This is a genomic window from Neorhizobium galegae bv. orientalis str. HAMBI 540, assembly GCF_000731315.1.
In the GTDB taxonomy this organism is placed as follows: domain Bacteria; phylum Pseudomonadota; class Alphaproteobacteria; order Rhizobiales; family Rhizobiaceae; genus Neorhizobium; species Neorhizobium galegae.
The window spans coordinates 4,284,974-4,306,639 of the sequence record NZ_HG938353.1 but is presented as its reverse complement, the minus strand read 5'-3'; the positions used below and the strand labels follow the sequence as shown (position 1 = coordinate 4,306,639).

General features: G+C 63.1%; 21 protein-coding genes. 4 read left to right on the top strand and 17 right to left on the bottom strand.

The annotated features are described in order from the left end of the window. Positions 1–48: 48 nt before the first annotated feature. Entirely contained in the window at positions 49–753 is a 705-nt protein-coding gene (locus RG540_RS20705; protein ID WP_038591898.1) for a ParA family protein, read from the top strand. Here the strand turns inward: RG540_RS20705 and RG540_RS20700 are convergent, their stop codons facing one another. From RG540_RS20700 to RG540_RS20660, 9 genes are all read right to left on the bottom strand, one after another. Beyond that, the gene (locus tag RG540_RS20700) at positions 754–1,800 is read right to left on the bottom strand and encodes an NAD(P)-dependent alcohol dehydrogenase (protein WP_038591893.1); all 1,047 of its coding nucleotides are present in this window, start codon (positions 1,798–1,800) and stop codon (positions 754–756) included. A 73-nt stretch (positions 1,801–1,873) separates the two neighbouring features. Next, a complete protein-coding gene (locus RG540_RS20695) occupies positions 1,874–2,614 on the bottom strand; it encodes an SDR family oxidoreductase (RefSeq protein ID WP_065814427.1) in 741 nt (246 codons plus the stop codon). A 90-nt stretch (positions 2,615–2,704) separates the two neighbouring features. Then, positions 2,705–3,145, bottom strand: coding sequence for an aconitase X swivel domain-containing protein (locus RG540_RS20690; RefSeq protein ID WP_038591887.1), 441 nt, complete (start codon positions 3,143–3,145; stop codon positions 2,705–2,707). Next, positions 3,145–4,416 carry an aconitase X gene (locus tag RG540_RS20685; protein ID WP_038591885.1) on the bottom strand — a complete coding sequence of 424 codons (1,272 nt, stop codon included), beginning with the start codon at positions 4,414–4,416 and terminating at the stop codon, positions 3,145–3,147. The genes RG540_RS20690 and RG540_RS20685 overlap by 1 nt, the downstream gene beginning before the upstream one ends. A 10-nt stretch (positions 4,417–4,426) precedes the next feature. Continuing rightward, a complete protein-coding gene (locus RG540_RS20680; RefSeq protein WP_038591880.1) occupies positions 4,427–5,764 on the bottom strand; it encodes an FAD-dependent oxidoreductase in 1,338 nt (445 codons plus the stop codon). Positions 5,765–5,961: 197 nt separating this feature from the next. Then, positions 5,962–6,870: a LysR family transcriptional regulator gene (locus tag RG540_RS20675; RefSeq protein WP_038591877.1), complete on the bottom strand. Its 909-nt coding sequence runs from the start codon at positions 6,868–6,870 to the stop codon at positions 5,962–5,964. A 118-nt stretch (positions 6,871–6,988) separates the two neighbouring features. After that, positions 6,989–8,596 carry an acyl-CoA dehydrogenase family protein gene (locus tag RG540_RS20670; protein ID WP_065814426.1) on the bottom strand — a complete coding sequence of 536 codons (1,608 nt, stop codon included), beginning with the start codon at positions 8,594–8,596 and terminating at the stop codon, positions 6,989–6,991. A 6-nt stretch (positions 8,597–8,602) separates the two neighbouring features. Next, a complete protein-coding gene (locus RG540_RS20665) occupies positions 8,603–9,364 on the bottom strand; it encodes an SDR family NAD(P)-dependent oxidoreductase (protein ID WP_038591874.1) in 762 nt (253 codons plus the stop codon). Beyond that, positions 9,361–11,217: a feruloyl-CoA synthase gene (locus RG540_RS20660; protein WP_038591871.1), complete on the bottom strand. Its 1,857-nt coding sequence runs from the start codon at positions 11,215–11,217 to the stop codon at positions 9,361–9,363. Before RG540_RS20660 ends, RG540_RS20665 begins: the two co-directional genes overlap by 4 nt. Positions 11,218–11,350: 133 nt before the next feature. On the opposite strand from RG540_RS20660, the gene RG540_RS20655 reads away from it, so the two are divergent. The 3 genes from RG540_RS20655 to RG540_RS20645 are packed head-to-tail and all read left to right on the top strand — an operon-like array spanning position 11,351 to position 13,514. Further along, positions 11,351–12,145, top strand: a complete 795-nt coding sequence (locus RG540_RS20655) for a crotonase/enoyl-CoA hydratase family protein (protein WP_038547642.1) — start codon at positions 11,351–11,353, stop codon at positions 12,143–12,145. Between the two features lie 12 nt (positions 12,146–12,157). Further along, complete coding sequence (locus tag RG540_RS20650) at positions 12,158–12,613, top strand: MarR family winged helix-turn-helix transcriptional regulator (RefSeq protein WP_038591868.1); 456 nt, start codon at positions 12,158–12,160, stop codon at positions 12,611–12,613. Positions 12,614–12,638: 25 nt separating this feature from the next. After that, positions 12,639–13,514, top strand: coding sequence for an amidohydrolase family protein (locus RG540_RS20645; RefSeq protein ID WP_038547636.1), 876 nt, complete (start codon positions 12,639–12,641; stop codon positions 13,512–13,514). Here RG540_RS20645 and RG540_RS20640 read toward each other — a convergent pair. From RG540_RS20640 to RG540_RS20605, 8 genes are all read right to left on the bottom strand, one after another. Then, entirely contained in the window at positions 13,511–14,524 is a 1,014-nt protein-coding gene (locus tag RG540_RS20640) for a LacI family DNA-binding transcriptional regulator (RefSeq protein ID WP_038591865.1), read from the bottom strand. The two genes, RG540_RS20645 and RG540_RS20640, sit on opposite strands and share 4 nt — an antisense overlap. Before the next feature lie 7 nt (positions 14,525–14,531). Continuing rightward, the gene (locus RG540_RS20635; RefSeq protein ID WP_080724994.1) at positions 14,532–15,371 is read right to left on the bottom strand and encodes an ABC transporter permease; all 840 of its coding nucleotides are present in this window, start codon (positions 15,369–15,371) and stop codon (positions 14,532–14,534) included. Further along, positions 15,368–16,189: an ABC transporter permease gene (locus tag RG540_RS20630; protein WP_038591862.1), complete on the bottom strand. Its 822-nt coding sequence runs from the start codon at positions 16,187–16,189 to the stop codon at positions 15,368–15,370. The genes RG540_RS20635 and RG540_RS20630 overlap by 4 nt, the downstream gene beginning before the upstream one ends. Before the next feature lie 71 nt (positions 16,190–16,260). Further along, positions 16,261–17,394 (bottom strand): ABC transporter substrate-binding protein, encoded by a 1,134-nt coding sequence (locus RG540_RS20625; RefSeq protein WP_038591859.1) that lies wholly within the window; start codon positions 17,392–17,394, stop codon positions 16,261–16,263. 42 nt (positions 17,395–17,436) lie between these two features. Next, positions 17,437–18,570, bottom strand: coding sequence for an ABC transporter ATP-binding protein (locus RG540_RS20620; protein ID WP_038591856.1), 1,134 nt, complete (start codon positions 18,568–18,570; stop codon positions 17,437–17,439). A 112-nt stretch (positions 18,571–18,682) separates the two neighbouring features. Then, the gene (locus tag RG540_RS20615; protein WP_051909545.1) at positions 18,683–19,366 is read right to left on the bottom strand and encodes an HAD family hydrolase; all 684 of its coding nucleotides are present in this window, start codon (positions 19,364–19,366) and stop codon (positions 18,683–18,685) included. Between the two features lie 23 nt (positions 19,367–19,389). After that, complete coding sequence (locus RG540_RS20610) at positions 19,390–20,913, bottom strand: alkaline phosphatase D family protein (RefSeq protein ID WP_038591853.1); 1,524 nt, start codon at positions 20,911–20,913, stop codon at positions 19,390–19,392. Then, complete coding sequence (locus RG540_RS20605) at positions 20,900–21,652, bottom strand: glycerophosphodiester phosphodiesterase family protein (RefSeq protein ID WP_038591850.1); 753 nt, start codon at positions 21,650–21,652, stop codon at positions 20,900–20,902. The genes RG540_RS20610 and RG540_RS20605 overlap by 14 nt, the downstream gene beginning before the upstream one ends. Positions 21,653–21,666 lie beyond the last annotated feature (14 nt).

The following is a 21,666-nucleotide window of genomic DNA, read 5'->3' as shown; positions in this document are numbered from 1 at the left end:
GTGCGGTGAGAGAGCAATCTTACGCTCGTAGCCGGACAGGGACCCAAGATGCCAGTCATTACCTTTGCCAACACCAAGGGCGGAGCGGGCAAGACCACCGCTGTGCTCCTTCTTGCGACCGAACTCGTTGAGCAAGGCTACCGCGTCACGATCCTGGATGCCGATCCGCAATACTGGATCACCCGCTGGCACATGCTCTCGCCGCAAAACGACAAGCTCAACGTTATTTCCTACGTGACGCAGGCCTCGATCGACCGGCATATTTCTGAAAACCGCCACAAGACCGATTATTTCGTGCTCGACCTCCCCGGCGCGCAGAGCCCGCTGCTCGCCAAGGCGATCGGCCTCTCCGACCACGTGCTGATCCCGATCCAGGGCTGCGCCATGGATGCCCAGGGCGGTGCAAACGTGCTCGAACTGCTGCGCTATCTCGAAGAAAAAGCCAATCTTCACGTGCCGCACTCGGTCGTTCTGACCCGCGTCAACTCGATGGTCACCACCCGTGCGCTGCTGGCGGTGAAGATGCTGCTTGCCGAGCGCAAGGTCGAAGTGCTGGACACGCCGATCATCGAACGCGCCGCTTTCCGCGACATCTTCGATCTCGGCGGCACGCTCTACACGATGGACGAAAACCGCATCAGCAATCTCGACAAGGCCCGGCAGAACGCCCGCCTGTTCGCGCTCGAAATGCTCCGCCGCGTGCCGCTTCACAAGCCGGCATCGCTTTCGAAGCGCTTTACCCGCGCCGCCTGATCAGGCCTTGCCGCTCAGCACGATCTGCAGCTTGACGTCCGATGGATGTCCGGCTGCGGCCCGCTCGAAGGCCTTGATCGAATCCTTGAAATCGAAGACGCCGGTGATCAGCGGCTTCAGGTCGATCTTGCCCGAGGCGATCAGTTCCAGCGCCCGGTCGAAGATGTTGGCGTAACGGAACACGGTCTCGAAGCGAACCTCCTTGGAGATGGCGCTTGCGACATCCAACGGCACCGGCTCGACCGGCAGGCCGACCAGCACGAAGGCGCCGCCGGGCCGCACCAGGTCCAACATGCCGGCATAGGCCCTCGGGCTGCCGCTCGCTTCGAACACCACATCCGCGCCCCAGCCGCCGGTCTGCTCGGCGATGACTTCCGCGAACGGCCGTTCGGTGATGTTGACGGGGATGATGCCCGGATACTGGCCGGCGATCTTCAGCTTGTCGGGGCTCAGATCCGAAATGAACACGCGGGCGCAACCGCCGGCAAGTGCTGCCAGCGCCACCATGATGCCGATCGGGCCGGCACCGATGACCGCACCGACATCGCCGGGCTGGATGCGGGCGCGGCTCGCGGCCTGCATGCCGATCGCAAACGGTTCGACCATGGCGCCTTCGGCAAAGGAGACATTGTCCGGCAGCCTGTAGGTAAAGGCTGCAGGATGGATGACTTCCGGCGTCAGCACCCCGTGGATCGGCGGCGTCGCCCAGAAACGGACGTCCGGATCGACGTTGTAGAGACCTAGCTTGGACGCGCGGGACGAAAGGTTCGGTACGCCGGGCTCCATGCAGACGCGGTCACCAACCTTCAAGGTCTTCACCTCGCTGCCGACTTCGACGACGATGCCGGCCGCTTCGTGGCCGAGCACCATCGGCTCGCGCAGAACAAAGGGCCCGATCGCGCCGTGGGTGTAATAGTGAACGTCGCTGCCGCAGACGCCGACCGTATCGATGGCGATCTTCACGTCGCCCGGCCCGACGTCGGTCGGAAGATCGATTTCCCTCAACGAGAGGACGCCTTTTTTCTCAAGCACCAGTGCCTGCTGCATGGGATGTTTCCTTCCGATTATTTCTGACGCTGGGCGAGCTTCCGGGCAAGATCAAGGCGGCCGGCGGCCGATCTCAGCCGCGGCCGGCGTAGGGCATGCCGTTTGCCATCACCGTCATGAACAGGACATTGGCCTCCAAAGGCAATCCGTCCATATAGAGCACCGCATCAGCCACGTGTTTCGGGTCCATGACCGGTTCCACGGCAGTCGTAAGGTCTGCCTGCAGCGCGCCTTCCTTCATTCGCACCGTCATCGGCGTGTCGGCATTCCCGATATCCACCTGGCCGCAGACGATGTTCAGCGGCCGCCCATCGAGCGCGATCTGACGCGTCAGGCCGGTAATGGCGTGTTTGGTGGCGGTATAGGCGGCCTGGAAAGGACGCGGCACGTGCGCCGAGATCGAACCATTGTTGATGATCCGCCCGCCGCCGGGGTTTTGCCGCCGCATCATTCCGAAGGCCGCCCGGGCGCAATAGAAGGCGCCGTTGAGGTTGAGATCGATGACCGCCCGCCAGGTTTCAAGCGGCAATTCGTCGATCGGAACGGCCGGCGTGCCACGTCCGGCATTGTTGAACAGAAGATCAAGGCGGCCATAGGCCTTTTCCGTCGCCGCAAACAAGGCCTCCACGGCGGCCGGATCGGTGACGTCGGTCGGCACCACCAGCGACTCACCGCCGGCCAGTTCCGCAGTTCCCCGCAGCTCGCTCTCGCGCCGGCCGGCAAGCACGGTCCGATAACCTGCGTTCAGAAGCCCGATGGCGACGGCCCTGCCAACGCCCGAGCCCGCGCCGGTTACGATCGCTACTTTCGACATGTCCACTCCTCCTTATCCGTTTCGCCGAATCTTATAGTCGGCTATCGGCATGGCCGTCGAGTGGCAGGCTCCTAAGAGCGAATATCACTTTCAGGATTTTTTGGTCACGGTCACCGTGCCGGCATCGGCATCGACAACCACCCAGTCGCCGGTCTCGATCACCGAAAGCGGGTCCTGGTCGAGCTCGGTGATCGCCGGAACGCGGGTGACGACGGCGCCGAGGGCGATCTTGGTGGTCATCCGCGTAAAGATCATCGCCGCTGGCTGCACGCCGTTCAATCGGGTCATATGGAAATAGGCCGACCAGCCGGACGAGCCCTTGGCACCGGGGAAAACCAGAATCTTGCCGGCGAAGGAGACGCCGCGCATTTCATGCCGGCGCTCGATGACCGTGCCGGTGCGCTCGTTGATGCCGCCCCAGCCAGAGATCGTCTCGGTTGTAACAAGCGCCTCGCCTTCGGCGCGGCCGGCCACCACCTTGCGGCCGTTGAGTTCGATGATTTCCGGTTTGGTTTCCGTCGAGATATCCATCAGACCCTCCCGTTCCACTGGCCGGTCAAGGCGGCATCGACGCAATCGCTGACCGAGCCGAACCATCCCTGCACGCCGGTGATCGCCGGCAGGTAATGCGCCTGCTTGGCGGAATCCGTGGCGATGACCTTCGTCCCCGCCGGCAGACGGCGGGAAATGGCGGGACAGGTGTCGCTCATCACGACCCCGCCGGCTTCGCGGATGACGTCGATATAGCCGTTGCGCTCGGCGACCTGCTTGATCGCCCGCGGTGTGTGCACCCAGAGCTGCACATCCGAATGGATCTTCTTATCCTCCAGCATGTGGGCGATCAGCGCCATCTGGTCGATGGAGTTGTGCGGACAGCCGAGCATGATGAAATCGACTTTTTTCTCGGTCGAGCTCTGCAACTTCTCATAGGTCTCGCGGCGTTCCTTGGCACCGTAGCGGAACGTGCCCTTGACCTTGCGGCCGCCGAAGGCTTCTTCGATCGAATCCGCTTCCGGGGTGATGCCGGGGATATGATACATCTCGACACCGCCGGACGAAGCGGCGGCTGCGCCAAAATGCTTGAGCTTGATGAGGTCGGGCTGGCGGCCCGTGCGCTTCAGGACCGGGATTTCCTCGCCGATCACTTCGCCGATGTAATAACCGAGGAGGCCCCAATCCATCATGTCGTCGACCTCGATATCGAGCTCGACCAGATGGGTGCCGCGGCGGTTTTCGGTGATGTGGAAACCCCAATAGGGAATGCGGCCGGTGAGCGCCGCGGCGCCGGTGCTTTCCTTGCCCTCGACATTGGTGCGGGCGCCGAGAACCGAGTTGCAGTAGATGACGGCGGACGATTCCATCCAGGCGCAGTGTTCTCCCTTCACCGGCACGTTGCCCACCTGATAGGGCGTGCAGGTGGCGAACATGTTGACGCCGCGTCGCCCCAGGTACTTCTCATTGGCGCGCTGCATGTCCACCAGCGCCTTGTCGACGCCCTGCAGTTCCCAGTTGTCGTTGTCGATGCCGGTGATCAACTGACAGGTATGCGCCACCATATGCGGCACATCCACGACTTCGTCGCTGTCGAGGTTCAGTTCGGAATAGACGTGTTCCATGCCCTTTTCGGCGATCGCCTGCACAGAGGGCGTCGAGGCGTTGAAGGCGCCGGCGACATTGTTGGTCTCGACCAGCCGTTCGGCGCCGAGCGCTTCGCCATAACGAACGAGCAGGTCCATGGCGCGCGCCTTGGCGCGGCCTTGCTCGCCGTCATACATGGCCTTTTCGTGATCCGTCAGGTTCATCGCATCCTCCTCACGATGCGGCGCGCGTTTCCGCACCCGTCCACCGATAATGCTTCTTTTCGACGTTGTCGGAAACCCGCTCGCACAATGCATCGCGATCGATCTGGTGCACGCTGCCGGTTCCGGCAAGGTCGAGCGCGTTGGCGGCGGCCATGCCCATGGCGATGCATGGCCCCATGACGCGGATGCTCGACAGGGCCGCGGAATCCGCATCGACGCAGCGGCCGGCGGCGGCGATATTGTCGCATTCGTCCGGCGTCAGGCTGCCAAGCGGAATGTAGTGGGCATGCTCTTCGTCGAAGGTGATCCAGTGGTGGCCGTCGCCGTGGTCATGCAGCTCGATCGGCCAGGCGGTGCGGGCAACAGCGTCGTCGAACCTGGTGCCGGCCTTGATCTCGTCGACCGTCAGGTGATGGCTGCCGGCGATCCAGCGGGTCTGGCGGATGCCCGGCAGGCCGAAGGAGCGGATGCGGGCATTGCCGAAACATTCCGGAAATTCCGTCTTCAGGAATTCCACGGCGCGGGCCGCCTGGTCCTTGCCTTCCAGCGCCTTTTTCGAGGCCTCTACCGGATCGAGCGGGGTTTCCACATGGGTCATGTTCATGGCGGCAATGCCGCGACCGGGAATGGTGAAGCCGAGGCCTTCGCGGCGCAGCAGGCCGTAGCTTGCCGCCTTTTCCTTCATCCGGTCGCCGATCTCGTAGCGGGTCGGCTGTTTGGCTTCGTCGATGTTTTCCAGCACCACCATCTGCGTACCGAAGACGCCGCCCTTTTCCGGCTGACGGCAGGCAAAACCGGCCTGCCAGACGAGTGCCGCGTCGCCGCTCGCCTCCACCCAGCCGGTCGCCTCGATCGAGACGCCGCCATAACGGGTCATGAAATCGGTCTGGACGACGCGGCGGCCTTCGACATGCACGTCGAGGATCTGCGCACCGAGCACGACCTCGATGCCGGCGTCCAGAATGCTACTCTCCATCCAGCGGCCGAGGACCACTTCGTCGTAATAGACGACCGTGGTGTTCGGCCCGTGGCGGTAATAGATCGACCGGTCCTGGCTTTCGAGATGGGCGAGCAGCCTGTCGGCGACCCCATAGGTAAACTGGTAGCCATGCGTGCCGTTCGAAAACAGGCCGCAGAACGTGGCGATGATCGAATTGACCGCTTGTCCGCCGAGCGCCGCCTGGCCATCGACGATGACTACCTTGCGGCCCAGTCTCGCGGCTTCGAGTGCTGCGGAAATGCCGGCGATCCCGGCGCCTACGACACAGATATCCGCCTTGAGCTTGCGGAACGGCGCCGATTTCTCGCGCCGGACGATCCGCGTTTCCCTGCTCAGCGTTTCCGCCATCGAACCCTCCCGTAGAACCTGCGCCCTCCCGGCGCTTTGGAGATGATCGTAACTCAAGCCGCCTCACCTTGAACCCGGCAAGTGATGCGATCAGCTTTCTTGTTTTGAGAAAGGTCCAGCCGAAGATTTTAGCGGTTTGGTGTCTAGCGAAATGGCGAGCGCGAAAGGCGGAAAGCTGCGGATGCATTCGGATTTTCTCAGAACATCGGAATGACCTGATCCGGCACCCCTTCCGAAAACCGCTTCTGCACGTAGGATATGAACTCGGACACCACGACCTTGTTCATCTTGATCCTGGGCACGGACGCCTTCACCCAGAGCGGCTCGACCGGAAACTCCGGCATCACCTCTTCAAGCGCGCCGCTATCGAGATCCGACTGCGCAAGGAATCTCGGCAGGATCGCCAGTCCCAATCCCTGCCGGGCAGCCGCGAGCAGGACCCGGCTATCGTTGGCCGTGAAATTCGAGGTGATCTCCACGTTGATCGTGCTCGTCTCCATCTGGAAGGTCCAGGTCGTGCCGATCGTGTGGAAGGTGATGCATTCGTGGCCGACGAGTTCGGTGGGCGTCTTCGGCCGCTTGCGGCTTGCCAGATAGTCTCGCGATGCGCAGAGAACGCGTGGATAAGGGCAAAGCGGGTGGTCGATCACATAAGCGTAGGATTGAGGCAGCGCGCCGATCGCTACGTCGAACCCCTCCTCGAGCGGATTGACCGAACGGTCGATCAGCACGATCTCCATCTTCACCCGCGGATTGGCGGCCTGGAACGCGGCGCAGATATCGCCGAAGAACATCGAGGTCAGCGTTGTCGGCGCCTTGATGCGCAGCGAACCTGTCAGCCCCAGTTCGTGGGTATTCGGCGTCGCCAGCGTCTCCTCGATCTCACCGACCAGGAGCTGCAGACGGGGCCTCAGCCGCTCGCCATCCAGCGTCAGGGCCAATCGTCTTGTGGTGCGCACGAAAAGCTGGGTATTGAGGTGCTCTTCGAGCCGCTTGACTCGCTTGGTGATGACCGAGGTCGCGACGCCTAAGTCACGGCCAGCGGCGGAAAAACTGCCGGCGCGAGCGGTCGCCAGGAATGCGCCGATATCGAGAAGTATGTTCACTGTCTTTCTCGTTTCGAGAAAAAATCCGAGCCGGTATCACGCGCATATTTTCCGGGGTTCCGCAACTCCGGCCGCGTTCCACAGCCGGCTTCCTATTTGCCTGATCATCCTCAATGGATCAGCCGCAACGTGCGCTATGGAAATCAAATTCCGCAACCAGTCTCCGGACCGCACCTGTTTCCGAGATCCGCAATGCCATCCATATGGACACTGCCGACCAGGCGGCCCGCATATAGCTGTTGGCTCGGTAGAGGGCGGCATCCGGATCGCTCTGAAGCGCCGTCATCCGCCCGCTCAAACGCTCGAAACCATCCAGGACCGCGAGAGCCTGTTCCGATTCCGCCGGGTGTTCGGCGATGTAGGCGTCGATCTCGTCGCGCGCCTTCTCGAGGAAAAGCGCGGCTCCCCGCCCCTCGTCGCGCCAAAGGCGGCGGGTCAAAAAATCCAGCGCCTGCATGCCCGTCGTGCCCTCATAGATGGTCATGATGCGGGCGTCGCGAAGATATTGTTCGAGCGGCCAATCCTGGGTGTAACCGACGCCGCCGAGCACCTGGATTGCCGCATTCGCCGTCTCGAACCCCGCCGCCGCGCCAAAGTTCTTGATCAGCGGCAGCATCCAGCCGGTGAAATCCTCCAGCCCTGCCTCGGGCTCCAGCCGGGCGATATCCATGGTCGTGGCAAGTTCGAGAATGGCGGCGCGCAGGATTTCCGTGGAGCTGCGGATCTCATGCAGTTGGCGCTGCACATCCGGATGGCTCGATATCGGCACCGGCGGCTGGTCCGGCCGTCCGCCCTGGCAGCGCTCCTTTGCATAGTCTTCGGCAATATCGGCCGCGGCCGACGCGATGCCCAGCCCCTGGCAGCCGGTGAGCAGCCGCATCAGCTCGATCATGGTGAAAAGCTGCGGCAGGCCGCGCCCCTCCTTGCCGAGCAAGATGCCCCTGGCGCTCTCGAACCGCATGGCGCAGGTGGGTGAGCCGTGCAGGCCCATCTTTTCCTCGATCCGGTCGACCGAAACGCCGTTCGCCCGGCCGTCGATGAGGTTCGGCACGAGAAACAGGCTGATGCCGCGCGTGCCCGGTTGGTCGTTAGTGCGGGCGAGTAGGCAGTGGCCGATGCGATCCGCCATATCGTGGTCGCCGAAGGAGATCCAGATCTTCTGGCCGGTGATCAGCCATTCGCCATCGCTGAGTTCGGCTTTGGTGCGCAGCCGACCGACGTCGGAACCCGCTTCCGGTTCGGAAATGCAGATCGTCGCCGCCCATTCGCCGGTGCTAAGCTTCGGCACCCATTCGTTCGCGGTCGCCTCGTCGGCGGCTTCGGCCAGTAGATGCGCGGCGGCACGGGTCGAGCCTGCCGCCATCATTAGCGCCACACAGGCGCGCTCGAACAGCGGCGCGCAGGCGGCATGCAATGTCAGCGGCACGGCCTGGCCGCCGAATTTCTCGGCCACGTCCATGCCGAGCCAGCCGGCCTCGGCATATTGCCGGAAGGCGTCGGAAAAGCCATCCGGCGTCCTCACCCGGCCGTCGACCATCCTCGCACCGATCCGGTCGCCCACCGCATTCAGCGGCGCCAGCACGCCCTCGGCAAAACTCGCCGCCTCCCCGATAATCGCGGCAACCGTCTCGTCGTCGCAATCCTCACGGAGCTCCTTGAGCCGGTGCCAGCCCGGCGTCAGAGCCAGGATGTCCAGCGTTCGGTCGGCCTGATCCGCAAACGACATCGGCGGTTACCGCGGCTGCATGCGCAGCGCACCGTCGAGCCGGATCACTTCGCCGTTGACATACTGGTTCTCGATCACGAACCGCACCGCATCGGCAAACTCGCCGGGGTCGCCGAGCCGGGACGGATAGGGAATCGCGCTGGCAAGACTGTCCTGCGCCTCCTGCGGCAGCTCATGAAGCAGCGGCGTCAGGAAGATGCCGGGTGCTACCGTGTTGACGCGAATGCCGAAGCGGGAGAATTCGCGTGCCGCCGGCAAAGCCAGCGAAACGATGCCGCCCTTGGAGGCCGCATAGGCCGCCTGACCGATCTGTCCCTCGAAAGCGGCGACCGACGCCGTGTTGACGATCACGCCGCGCGCCTTGTCGTCGCGCTCGGGCAGGCCCGACATGCGATCGGCCGCAAGCCGCATCATGTTGAACGTGCCGATCAGGTTGACGCGGATGACCCGCTCGAAATCGGCAAGCGGCATCGGGCCATTTTTGCCGACGATGCGCCCCGCCGTGCCGATACCGGCGCAGTTGACGAGGATACGCAAGCCGTCGCCCGCCTTCGCCGCAATGTCGAGTGCCTTGGCCGCATCGTCCTCGCTGGTCACGTCTCCGGAGAGCGCCACGCCGCCGATCTCGGTCGCGACCTTTTCGGCTGCAGCCTGGTTGCGGTCGAAGACATGCACCACGGCCCCAAGCTTTGCGAGCAGCCGTGCCGTCGCCTCGCCGAGCCCCGATCCGCCACCGGTGACGACGGCGCTTGTTCCTTCGATCCTCATGCCGCAAGCTCCTTGCCGACCCGGATGACGCCCGGCGCATCCGCATACAGTTCCTCGACGAGATCACCGCGATGGGCGAGCACGGCGCGCTGATTGATCGAGCCCTTGTCGGTCACCTCGCCCTTCTCGAAACGCAACGGCTGGGTCATCAGCATCATGCGCATGACGCGCGTCGCCGAACCGCTCGACTGGCGCTGATGTTCCTTCAGCCGCTCGATGATCGCCGCCCTCACCTTCGGATGGGCAACCACCGCCTCGTCGGAAAGGGCAGTGTCGCCGCCGATCAGTTCGCGCAGTGCCGGCATGAAGGGCACCGCCAGCGCCCCGAGCTCGGCCCGGTTCTCGCCAGTGATGACGGCATCGCGGATCAACCCGCCGAACTGATTGACAAGCTGTGCCCGCAGCACGCCGACCGCCACCCAGGTGCCGGTCTGCAGCTTGAAGTTTTCGGCCGTGCGGCCGTCGAAATAGAACCCTTGGCGCGGATCGCCCGGCACGGCGAATTTCACCGCATCGCCGATCCGATAAAAGCCTTCGTCGTCGAAGGCTTCTTTGGTCAGTTTCTCGTTGCGCCAGTAGCCTGGGGTGACGTTCGGACCCTTGAGGCGCAGTTCGTATTTGTCGTCGATCGGCACCAGTTTCATGGTGACCCCCTGGCCTGGCACGCCGATATTGCCGGGCTTTTCCTGCGGTTCGGTGCAGAAAATCGCGAATGGCGCGGTCTCGGTGGAACCGATGCCGGTGCCGAGCGGCACCTGTTCGCCGATCGTCATCTCGGAAAGCTCGATCAGCGCATCCCAGGTATGCTGTGCCATGCCGGCCCCGGCATACATCAAGAGCTTCAGGTCCTTGAAGAAGGTCTTGCGAAGCCCCTCGTCCTCGCGCATCGCCTGGATCAGCATCTCGTAGCCGGCCGGCACGTTGAAATACCAGGTCGGCGAGATTTCCTTCAGGTTGGCGATCGTCTGGGCCATCAGCGCCGGGCTCGGCTTGCCGCGGTCGATGTAATAGGTGCCGCCGCTATAGATGGCGATGTTGAACACCTTGTTGCCGCTGGCGGTGTGGTTCCAGGGTGCCCAGTCGACCAGGACCGGCGGCTCGTCGCGGAAATAGGAATAGCAGTCGGTCACCATCTCCTGGTTGGAGCAAAGCATGCGCTGCGTCTGGATGACCGCCTTGGGCGAACCGGTGGTGCCCGAGGTGAACAGGAATTTCGCGACCGTATCAGGCCCGACCGCATCAAAAGCCTTGTCCACAGCCTCGGTCGGCTCGGTCTTGAGGATGTCGTCGAGGAGATAGGTGCCGGACCTATCCTCGGGCAGGTTGCGCATCCCGGCAAAGGGAATGTCTGCCCCGAAAGCCGTATCAACCGCCTTGCGGAAGGCACCCGCGTCGTCGGCGAAGATCAGGCCGGGGGTGATCTGCCTGGCAATGTCGTGCAGCTTGGAAAAGTCCGAGGAGATGGTCGCGTAGGCGGGCGCAATCGCCGCCGACGGGATGCCGACATGCTGGGCGCCGAGCGCCATCAGCGCATGTTCGATCGAGTTTTCCGAAAGGATGACAAGCGGATTTTCGGCCGAGAGCTTCATGTCCAGCAGGAACTGGCCGATGCGGCGCACCTGATCCAGCGCCTCAGCAAAACTCACCCTGCGCCACTCGGCCGTCCCTTCGCGATCCGCCATCCAGGTGCGGTCGGGCGCGGTTTTCGCCCAGTGGACCAGCCGCTCGTTGAGCTTGTCGGGATAAGGTCCGAGCGGATCCTCACGCCAGACCACGAACTCGCCGTTCGGCCGTTCTTCCCAGCCGACCACAGGCGACCACAGCTTCACGTCACGCACAGGTTTTCCGCTCATGACTTCTCCTCCCAGACGTCAATGCTCCCTATCGGGCTCCCAAAATTTGTTTACAAAGAAACAATCTCCCTGTAAACGATCAAAAACTGATGACGGGCTGGGGAGCGTCCGTTGCTGGAGGAGAATGCATAAAATGGCCGATCATACGGCAACCAGCTTCGTGACCTATGAGCTCAAGGGCAATGTTGCCCATATAGGTCTCAACCGCCCGGAAAAGCGCAACGCGATCAGCGACCGTTTCGTCGAAACGATCGCCGAGACCGTGGCCCGCGCCGAAAGCGAGGCGAAAGCCGTCGTACTGTTCGGTCATGGCGACCACTTCTGCGCCGGGCTCGACCTTGCCGAACACGTCAAAAAGACGCCGATCGAAGGCGTGCGCGGTTCGCGCCGCTGGCATGCGGTGTTTGCCGGCATCGAACATGGCACGATCCCGTGGATTTCAGCCCTGCACGGGGCGGTGGTCGGCGGTGGCCTCGAACTGGCGTCCGCCACCCATATCCGGGTTGCGGACAAGTCCGCCTTTTTCGCCCTGCCGGAAGGCCAGCGCGGCATCTTCGTCGGCGGCGGTGGTTCGGTTCGGGCCGCCCGGCTGATGGGCGTCGCCCGCATGACCGACATGATGCTGACCGGCCGCGTCGCTTCTGCGGAAGAGGCCGAGCGCTGGAACCTGGCGCAATACGTCGTCGAAAAGGGCATGGCCCGGCAGAAGGCGCATGAGCTTGCAGAAGCCGCCGCCAGCAACGCCGAAATTTCCAACTACGCGGTGCTCAACGCATTGCCGCGGATCCAGGACATGGCCAAGGAAGACGGGCTTTTCGTGGAATCCTTCATCGCCTCCTTCACCGCCACCAGCCCGGAGGCCGAAGAGCGTCTGCGCGCCTTCCTGGAAAAACGCGCCGCGCGGCTGAAGGCGCCGGGCTCGGCATAAGGGGGAACGCCCATGGACATGCCGATCCGCACCGCAGACGAGGTCGAACTCGACCGGCTCAATTCGGCGCTCGGTTTCCTGATGCGTCTGGCGCAGCTCAAGATCTACGAGCGGTTTTTCGAGGAGGTCGGCGAGCATAATCTGAAGCCGGGGGAATTCTCCGTGCTTTGGGTCATTCTCCACAATCCGGGCATCCGCCAAAGCGTGCTCGGCCAACGGCTCATGATCAAGCGAGCCCATATGACCAAGCTGATCCGGGCGCTGGAGGACCAGAACCTCGTTTCGCGGAAGGTGCCGGATGGTGATCGCCGCGCCGTGGAGATTACGCTGACCCCGGAAGCGGTAACGAGGGTCAAACACGCGAGCCAGTGGTTCTTCACCTATGAAGAGTCGGTCGGCGCCAACCTTACCGGTGACGAGCGCCAACAACTGACGGCCCTGCTGCGGAAATTCGTGGGCCTGGGCTGAATTTAAGGATCGGGAGGAGCGAACCTTGAACATCGACGAGCTGATCGCCATCGACGTACACACCCATGCGGAAGAACCCTGCTGCGGCCCGCGCGACGATGGCTATGACCAATTCCAGGCCGGCATGGCCAAATATTTCAAGAACCCGGCCGGTCACAAGGGCATGCTGCCAACGGTGAACGAGACCGCCGTCTACTACCGCGAACGCAAGATCGGCTGCGTGATCTTTCCGGTCGATGCCGAGCGCGAGACCGGTTTCCGGCGTTACAACAACGAAGAGGTGGCGATGATCGCCGCCGAAAACAGCGACATCATGATCCCGTTCGCGTCGATCGACCCCGCCAAGGGCAAGATGGGCGCCCGCGAGGCGCGCCGACTGGTGCGCGAATTCGGCGTCAAGGGTTTCAAGTTCCACCCGACCATGCAGGCCTTCTATCCGAACGACCGGATGGCCTATCCGCTCTACGAGGCGATTGCCGAGGAGGGTGCGATCACGCTGTTCCATACGGGCCAGACCGGCGTCGGCGCCGGTATGCGCGGCGGCATGAACATGCGGCTCAAATATTCCAACCCGATCTATCTGGACGACGTGGCGGCGGATTTTCCCGACATGCCGATCATCCTCGCACATCCCTCCTTCCCCTGGCAGGAAGAGGCGCTTTCGGTCGCGACCCACAAGCCGAACGTCTATATCGACATGTCCGGCTGGTCGCCGAAATATTTTCCGGCCATCCTGGTGCAATACGCCAACTCGATCCTGAAGCACAAAATGCTGTTCGGCTCGGACTGGCCAGCGATTACCCCGGACCGCTGGATGGCGGATTTTGCCGCAATCTCGATCAAGGACGAGGTGCGGCCGCTGATCCTCAAGGAAAACGCCCGCAAGCTGTTGAAGCTTTAAACCGGAATGAAACTCTTTCGCACCACCAGTTCGGGGATGACCCGCTCGTAACCCGGCGAAGCGTCCGGGTTTTCCAGCCTGCGCTCCAGAAGCTCGACGGCCCGCAGCGCCATGGTGACCGGATCCTGGCGGAAGGTGGTGAGGCTGTAGCTCAGCCAGGCCGCTTCCGGCACGTCGTCGAAACCGATCACCGCAACGTCTTCCGGGATGCGCAGTTTTGTCTCGATGCGGATGAAATCCATCAGGCCGAAGGCGATCTGATCGTTGGCGCAGAACACCGCGTCCGGGCGTTCGCCACCAGCAAACAGCTCGCGGGCGGCGGCAATGCCGCTGTCATAGTCGGAATCCGGCCCGCCAGCGGACCGGACCTCGGCACCGAGCGAGCGTGCCGCGGACATGAAGGCATTTTCACGCTCGGTGATGCTCGGCGTCCCCGATTGCGAACCGACAACGGCGAGGCGCCGACGGCCGGCCTCGAAAAAGGCATTGGCGGCCTTCCGGGAGGCCTCGGAATTGCCAGCGCGGACATGGTCGGCATCCGGTTCCGAACGGCCGATCACCACCAGCGGCTGGCCGTTGCGCTGGGCGAGTTCGAAGAAGCTCGCGGGCGGCGATCCGGAGAGGATGATCGTCGCCTCGGCGCGGTGACCGATCAGCATCTTCTGGGCGGCCAGCAATTCCTCTTCGGTCTGGCCGGTATTGATGAGGATCGGGATATTGCCGCGATGGATCAGCGCCTTGGCGAGTGCCGCCGTCAGATGGGCGCGAAAACCGAGTTCCGGCTTGGTCGCAACGATGCCGACAAGCCGGCTCTGGTTGGCGAGCACGCCGCGGGCGAGGTCGTTGACGTGGTAGCCGAGTTCTTCCGCCGCCCGCAGCACCTTTTCCCGGGTTGCCGGCGCGACGCTGGCGCCTGGCGTAAACGTGCGGGAAACCGCCGAACGGGAGACGCCGGCAAGTTGCGCCACCTGTTCAGCGCTGACGAAACGCATCCGTTTTTCGTCCTTCATGCTTTCCTCAATGCCCCACGCGCGAAAGGACGTCCGCCTTCAGGAATCGCTCCACGATCAACATGAACACCAAGGAGGGAACGAGCAGCAAGAGGGCCGTGATCGATGCGATCTGATAATTGCCACCGGCAGCGGTGGTATAGAGCAACAGTGGCAGCATGTTCACATCAGGCGCGCCGACGAAATAGCTGCCGGTGAATTCGTCGAGCGATTCCAGGAAAACGAAGATGGCGCTCGCCATCAGTCCCGGTGCTGCCAGCGGCAGCGTCACGTCGAGGAAGGCCCGGAACGCGCCGGCGCCGATATTGCGGGCCGCCTGTTCGAGCTCCACGTCGATCGCCGAAAATGCGGCTGTGGCGATCCAGACCGCGTAGACGAGGCCGTGCGAGACATGCACCAGCACGACGCCTGGGATCGTGCCGTTGAGCTTTATCTCATAGAAGATGCGGGCGATGTTCACATAGACCGTCAGGTTCGGAAAGGCCTGCGGAATGAGGAAGGCGAGCAGGATGAGGCCGCGGAACGGCAGTTTCAGCCGCGCCAGCGCATAACCTGCCGGGATTGCCAGCAACAGCGAGACGACAACGGTCAGCAGCGCCACGACCAGCGAATTGGTGAGCGATTCCATCGCCCCGCCGCGCGGCGCGAACACTTTTGCCCAGGAGCTGAAGCCATATTCGAGCGGCAGGCTGTAGGGGAAATACCACTTCTCAGCCACCGTCCAGAGCAGCAGGTTGAACAGCGGTCCGAAGATGAAGAAGGCCATCAGCCCGAAGATGATGCCGCGCGGCACCCACCAGAGCGCGGCGAGAGGATTGCGGGCGGCGGAATTACGGGCGGCGGTCATGCACGCTCCTTCAGGCTGGCGCGTAGGTAGATCCATGCGACGGATGCGGCGAGCACGAGCGAGATGAGGCCGAGCGCGTTGGCGACGCCATAGTCCCCGTAGGAATTGACCCGGAAGGCGATATCGGCGGTCAGCATGGTCGGCGACTGTGCGTTGATCATCAGCGGTACCGAGAGAACCGACATCATGGTGACGAAGGAGAGGATGAGGCCGACTGTCAGTGTCATCGCCACCTGCGGCACGACGATTTCCAAGAGCAGCCGCAGCCGCGAGGCGCCGAGATTGCGGGCCGCCTCGATCGTATCGCGGTTGATGGAGGCCATGGCGCCGGCGACGAGCAGCGCCACGAACGGCGTCTGCTTCCAGACGAAGGCGATGACGATGCCGCGCCAGTCGAGGAAGCTCACCGCATCGAGCGGCGTCAGCAGGCCGAGATTGATGAAAGTGTTGTTCATCATGCCGTTCTTGGAGAGGAACGTGCGAAGGATCTGGCCGACGACGATGAAGGGAATGAACATCGGCCAGCGATAGAGCCAGCGCAGGATCGCCACCGCGACCGGATGTTCGCCGAGCGTCAGGTAACCGCCGATGGCGATCGAGGCGATACCGATCAGAACCGTCGACAGGCTGACGATCACGACGGTGAAGATGACGTCCTTGGTATAGAGATCGAAAGTCTTGGTGAAATTGCCCCAGCCGAAAGCCCCCTCCACCTGGAAGGCGCCGACCGCCGACATGATCAGCGGCAGGATGAAGAGAAAGGCGATCACCGCGAGTGCCGGCAGCACGAGAAGGAGACCGAGGAGGCGTTTTGGCATGGTTCGACCGCTCTAGAAGGAAAAAATACTCCCCGCGCTGAACTGCGGGGAGCAAGGTTCGTAGAGTGCGATTACTTCACGGACTTCTCATAAGCTTCGAGGATCGCGGTATTGTAGGGCGCGATCGGGAAGGGCTTGCCCTTGGCGGCCAGGTCGGCCGGCGAGATGTCGACGAAGAGCTTGTTCCAGGTGGCGTCGTCGAGTTCGACCTTCACCTTGTCCGCATCAATGCCCGGATACCAGTTGAAGCGCTTGACGATGCCTTCGGCCTGGACCTTCGGGCTGGTGGCAAGAGCGATGAACTTTTCGGCCAGTGCCTTGTGGGCAGCCTTTTCCGGCAGGACATAGTGCATCGGCTGGCCCGGCATGCCCGGGGCCGGCAGAACCAGCTTCATGGTCGGCGGCAGCTGGCCGTTGGCCTGCCAGGAGTAGAACATGTCGACCCAGACCGGGCCCATGGCGATTTCGCCGCGCGACAGCAGGTCGAGAGTGCCGGCATTGCCGGGCGTCAACGTTGCGTTGGTGGTGAAGTCGGCGAGGCTCTTGAAGGCCGCATCCCACTTCTTGGTTTCTTCTTCCTTGAACGGGCCGTTCATCAGGGTGTTGGCATCGCCGCCACCGAAGGCATAGATCCAACCCATGACGAACGAGACGCCGGAAGCGCCGCCCTTGATGCCGTTATAACCGAACTGCTTCGGATGGGCCTTGGCCCAGTCTGCGAGCTCCGCATAGGACTTCGGCGGGTTCGGAACGAGCGCAGGGTTGTAGGCGATCGCAGTCTGGCTGTTGAACATCGGCATGACATAACCGTCGACATTGGTGCCGAGCGCCATCTTGGCGTTGTCGCGGGTCACGAGCTTGCCGGTGTCGATGTCGCCGCGATACTTGTCGAGATAGCTCTTGGTCACCATCGGGCCGACGAATTTTTCGTGCACGACGGCAACATCGACGTCCCACTTATCGGACTTGGCGGCAGACTGAGCGTCGAAACGCTCCAGGATCTTCTGCGAACCGGCATCGCCGGGGCCGGTGCCGACGGCGCGAACCGTGTTGCCCGGATAGGTCTTTTCGAAAAGCGGGCCGAGATACTGGTTGATGTAATCGACCATGTTCTGGTCGCCGGCGGTCGCAACCGTCAGCTCTTCGGCATGAACCGGAAGGGCTGCGAAAGCGACGGCGAAGGCTGCATAAGACATCTTCTTCATGAGTGCTTCTCCGTGAGTTGAAAAGGCAGAGGTATCAAAGGGTCAGGCGTGGACTTTCCCGGATGGCGCCCGGGAAATGGGTGAGGCCGAAGCAGCCTGCGGCGAACTGAACAGAAAGAGCGCCTCGGCCGGCACGAACACGGCGACGGGGGTGCCTGGCTCGAATGCGCGTTCGGCATCGGCCATGATTTCGTGATCGCCGAGTTTGGCGACATGGCGCCAATGGCCGCCGGGATAACTGACGGCGGCGACCTCGCCCCGGAAGGTGATGCCCGGGCCGATCACGGCGACATCGTCGGCCGGGAAAAGACGGGCTGCCTCCGGGCGGAAGCGAGCTTCGACCGGACCGGCGGCCAGCGCGCGGCCAAGCAGCGGCACGGAACAGGCCGCATTGGCCGGGCCGGCAGCGATCGCAAACTGGTCACCCTGTGGCGCGCCGTTCAGGAAAAGCACGTTTTCCGCGCCCATGAAGGCGGCGACGAAGGCCGAGGCGGGGCGGTTATAGACATCTTCCGGCGTGCCCTGCTGGGCAATCTTGCCAGCATTCAGGATGACGATCCGGTCGGCCATCACCATGGCCTCCTCGCGATCGTGGGTGACGTGGATGGCAGTGATGCCGAGACGCTTCTGCAACGCCCGCAACTCGTGGCGCACCGTCAGGCGGATGCGCGCATCGAGGTTGGACAGCGGCTCGTCCAGCAGCAGGATTTCCGGATCGATGGCGAGCGCCCGGCCGAGCGCGACACGCTGGCGCTGACCGCCCGAGAGCGCCGATGGCTTGCGCGCCTCCAGCCCGTCGAGGCCGAGCAGCGACTGCATGGCGGCGACGCGGATTGCAATTTCCGAGCGCGGAACGCCTTTCAGCTTCAGCCCGTAACCGATGTTCTGAGCCACCGTCATGTGCGGCCAGAGCGCATAGGATTGGAAAACCAGCGCCATGCCGCGCTTGTCGGGCGGCAGGTGGGTGACGTCGCGATGGCGCACCTTCACCTCGCCGGCTGAAGGGGCGATGAAACCGGCGAGCAGGCGCAGAAGCGTGGTCTTGCCGCAGCCGGACGACCCGAGCAGCGCCACGAACTCGCCCTTGGCGATCGACAGATCAATATCGGTCAGAACCTGCGTGGCGCCATAACGGCTGGCGACACCGCGCAACTCCAGAAAACCGTCCCGTTCCATCGAACCCCCTTTTGCACAGCCGTGCAATCTTGCTGGGGTTTCTTAGGGCCGGAGTTTTACAGGCGGATGACACCCTGGATTTTTTATTGCCGAATGCTCGTAAAGCGGCCGCTCAGGCTTCCACGGAGAGCGGGGCTTCGAGCCGGGCGAGCGCTTCCTGAAGCTCGTCGGCACCGGTCGCCACAAAAATGGCCCCGGCTTCCGCCAGAGTTTTAGCGCGGCCGGGCCGTGGGTCTGCCGGATCAACGAAGCCGATCGCCGTCATGCCCGCCGCCCTCGCCCCGGTGATCCCGTGGGTGCTGTCATCGATCACCACGCAGCGGACCGGATTGGCCGACAGGGTTTCGGCGCAGAGATGGAAGAGATCCGGCGCCGGTTTCGGCCGGGCCACCATGTCGGCGCTGAAGATCGAGGGCGCGAAGGCGTTCCAGAGCGGCAAAAGGCCGAGGCTTTTCGACAGCCGGTCCGTCGAGCTGTTGGAGGCGACGCATTTGCGGTGCGGCAGCGACCGGACCAGGCTTTCGATGCCGGGCATCGGCTCCAGCGAGCGGGCGAATTCCGGATAGATGTCGAGATGCCAGGCCTCGAAGACCGCATCCAGATCGGTTATTCCGAGCTCTTCGGTGCAGATGCGACGGATGGCGCTCGCCGAATTGCCGGTGAACCGGACCAGCACCTCTTCGGCGGTGATGGCGGCGCCGGCATCCTGCAGAGCCTTGGCAAGCGTGCGGCTGGCGATCGGCTCGCTGTTGATCAGGACGCCGTCACAATCGAAAATCAGGAGATCTATCTGCATGAAAGTCCAACTTGGGTGAGGCGTCAAAACCGATTGACGCCAGCCAAACCGTCGGCGACGGCAAAGCTCTGGAAAACGGTGGCGGGGGAGTTCTGCTGCTTACGGTCGGCGACACCGATGAAATCCACCTCGGCCGACCGCTCGCTCAAGCGCATGATCGCATAACCATGCTCGTCCGAGGCAAACTTGAGATGCGGGTTTTCGGCAAGTGCGGTCGCGAGGCTTGCGGCAGACGGCGCGTCCGAGGTGATCGAGCCGCAGACGAATTCACTGGCGATTGCCTGGACCTTTTCGTCGGCGAAATCGCGCTTCACATCAGCGGCGTAGAAGGCATGCAGATCGCCGCCGATGATTACCGGGTTCTCGACCGCCGAGGTCTGCACCGCCTCCAGCAGACGACCGCGGGCGGCGCGATAGCCGTCCCAGCCGTCGAGATTGTATGCTGTAGCGAGCCCGGCCTTGGTGTCGCGTTCGGCAAGCAGGGTCTGCTGGGCGATGATGTTCCATTTCGCGTGGCTGGCACCGAGCGTATTGCCGAGCCATTCTTCCTGTGCCGGGCCGAGCATGGTCCGCTCCGGCCGGTCGTCGCCGGCAGAGCCTTCGAGTTCCGGCGAGCGGTATTGCCGCGTATCGAGCAGCGTCACACCGGCCAGATTGCCGAACCGATAGTGGTCGTAGATGCGAAGCGCATCGAACCCGGCGGCAAGGCTCGGATGCACCGGCATGTGCTCGAACCAGGCCTGGTAGGCGGCGCGGCGGCGGGCGAGGAATTCGGCCGGATTCGGCGCGTCGGGGGCGCGGTCATTGGCATAGTTGTTGGTAACTTCGTGGTCGTCCCAGACGGCGAGCCAGGGAAAGGCGGCGTGGGCGGCCTGCAGTTGCGGGTCGGATTTGTAGAGCGCGTAACGGTCGCGGAATTCGTAGAGCATTGAGGGTATGCCGGTCTCGTGCTTGCGTACGAGCTGCGCGCCATAACTGCGCTCATAGATGTAATCGCCGAGATGCACGACCAGATCGAGGTCGCGGCCGGCCATGTCGGCATAGGCGCTGTAGAACCCCTGTTCATATTGCTGGCAGGAGGCGAAGGCGAGGCGAAGCGTATCGACGCTGTCGGCCGGCGCAGTGCGGGTGCGGCCGGCCGGGCTCGTCGCATTGCCGGAGCGGAAACGGTAGAAATACCAGCGGCCGGGTTGAAGGCCCGTGACCTCCACATGCACGGAATGGGCGAATTCGGGGACTGCACGGAATAGGCCTGACTGGACCGGCTTTGAAAAAGCCTCGTCTTCGGCGACCATCCACTCCACGTCGATCGGATCGAGGTTCTGCTTCGGCGCCGGGGCAAAAGAATCGGCGGCGGCGGGCGATGCGTTCTCCGGGATCAGCCGCGTCCAAAGGACGACGCTATCGGCCCTCGGCGCGCCGGAAGCGACGCCGAGGGCGAAAGGATCGGTGCTGAAGCTCGCCGCACGGGCGGAGCCGAGCGGCCGCCAAATGGCAGCCGCCGCCAATCCGCCCACCAGTAAGCCTCGACGATCAATGAGCGGCATCGAACAGTCCTTCGCGAGCCTGGACCGCAAGGTCCGGGCGGTCAGTGGTAATCTGGCGGAGCGGCCGCTTCAGCCAGAAAGACAGGTCTTCCAGTTCGTTCGGAACCCAGACACCGAGCATTTCGGCCGGAACCAGTGCGGAAAGCAGTTCCCATTCCTCGAGCAGCAGCGACTTTTCGATCGCCAGCACATCGGATACCTGCAGCATGGCTTCGACGGATTGGCGCAGGCCGAGAGCCTGGACGGACTTGTGATTGAGCGAGGAAAGCCGGCGGATATGCGGCGCGACTTCGCCGATCGTCTTCAGGACTTCGCCGCTGAAGCTGGTCAGGAAGGAGTTGTCCGCCACGCCGAAACGATCGAGCATCGCCGCAGCCCTGGCTTCGAGGCCTTCATAAGGCTTGCCGTCGGCGTCAGCCTTCAGTTCTACATGCAGTTCGAGACCAGTCGGGGCGTAGATTTCGAGCACGTCTTCAAGCGTCGGAATGTGTTCGTCGGTGCCCTTGAGGATCACCGAGCGATATTCGCCGGCGGCAAGATCAGTCACCCGGCCGAAGCGCTCGGTGGTTCGGTCGAGGGTTGCGTCGTGGATGACGAGAAGTTCGCCGGTGGCGCTCAGATGCACGTCGAATTCAACCGATTCGACGGAGAGGTCGAGCAGGTTGCGAAAGCCGGTCAGGCTGTTCTCGGCCCAGAGATTGCGGGCGCCGCGATGGCCGACGATGATGGGATTGGTCATTGGAAATACCTCAT

What these genes read in the sequence shown, in the direction of transcription:
- RG540_RS20705 (WP_038591898.1), top strand. Translation starts at nt 49, where the DNA reads ATGCCAGTCATTACCTTTGCCAACACCAAGGGCGGAGCGGGCAAGACC.
- RG540_RS20700 (WP_038591893.1), bottom strand. Translation starts at nt 1,800, where the DNA reads ATGCAGCAGGCACTGGTGCTTGAGAAAAAAGGCGTCCTCTCGTTGAGG.
- RG540_RS20695 (WP_065814427.1), bottom strand. Translation starts at nt 2,614, where the DNA reads ATGTCGAAAGTAGCGATCGTAACCGGCGCGGGCTCGGGCGTTGGCAGG.
- RG540_RS20690 (WP_038591887.1), bottom strand. Translation starts at nt 3,145, where the DNA reads ATGGATATCTCGACGGAAACCAAACCGGAAATCATCGAACTCAACGGC.
- RG540_RS20685 (WP_038591885.1), bottom strand. Translation starts at nt 4,416, where the DNA reads ATGAACCTGACGGATCACGAAAAGGCCATGTATGACGGCGAGCAAGGC.
- RG540_RS20680 (WP_038591880.1), bottom strand. Translation starts at nt 5,764, where the DNA reads ATGGCGGAAACGCTGAGCAGGGAAACGCGGATCGTCCGGCGCGAGAAA.
- RG540_RS20670 (WP_065814426.1), bottom strand. Translation starts at nt 8,596, where the DNA reads ATGTCGTTTGCGGATCAGGCCGACCGAACGCTGGACATCCTGGCTCTG.
- RG540_RS20665 (WP_038591874.1), bottom strand. Translation starts at nt 9,364, where the DNA reads ATGAGGATCGAAGGAACAAGCGCCGTCGTCACCGGTGGCGGATCGGGG.
- RG540_RS20660 (WP_038591871.1), bottom strand. Translation starts at nt 11,217, where the DNA reads ATGAGCGGAAAACCTGTGCGTGACGTGAAGCTGTGGTCGCCTGTGGTC.
- RG540_RS20655 (WP_038547642.1), top strand. Translation starts at nt 11,351, where the DNA reads ATGGCCGATCATACGGCAACCAGCTTCGTGACCTATGAGCTCAAGGGC.
- RG540_RS20650 (WP_038591868.1), top strand. Translation starts at nt 12,158, where the DNA reads ATGGACATGCCGATCCGCACCGCAGACGAGGTCGAACTCGACCGGCTC.
- RG540_RS20640 (WP_038591865.1), bottom strand. Translation starts at nt 14,524, where the DNA reads ATGAAGGACGAAAAACGGATGCGTTTCGTCAGCGCTGAACAGGTGGCG.
- RG540_RS20635 (WP_080724994.1), bottom strand. Translation starts at nt 15,371, where the DNA reads ATGACCGCCGCCCGTAATTCCGCCGCCCGCAATCCTCTCGCCGCGCTC.
- RG540_RS20630 (WP_038591862.1), bottom strand. Translation starts at nt 16,189, where the DNA reads ATGCCAAAACGCCTCCTCGGTCTCCTTCTCGTGCTGCCGGCACTCGCG.
- RG540_RS20625 (WP_038591859.1), bottom strand. Translation starts at nt 17,394, where the DNA reads ATGAAGAAGATGTCTTATGCAGCCTTCGCCGTCGCTTTCGCAGCCCTT.
- RG540_RS20620 (WP_038591856.1), bottom strand. Translation starts at nt 18,570, where the DNA reads ATGGAACGGGACGGTTTTCTGGAGTTGCGCGGTGTCGCCAGCCGTTAT.
- RG540_RS20615 (WP_051909545.1), bottom strand. Translation starts at nt 19,366, where the DNA reads ATGCAGATAGATCTCCTGATTTTCGATTGTGACGGCGTCCTGATCAAC.
- RG540_RS20610 (WP_038591853.1), bottom strand. Translation starts at nt 20,913, where the DNA reads ATGCCGCTCATTGATCGTCGAGGCTTACTGGTGGGCGGATTGGCGGCG.
- RG540_RS20605 (WP_038591850.1), bottom strand. Translation starts at nt 21,652, where the DNA reads ATGACCAATCCCATCATCGTCGGCCATCGCGGCGCCCGCAATCTCTGG.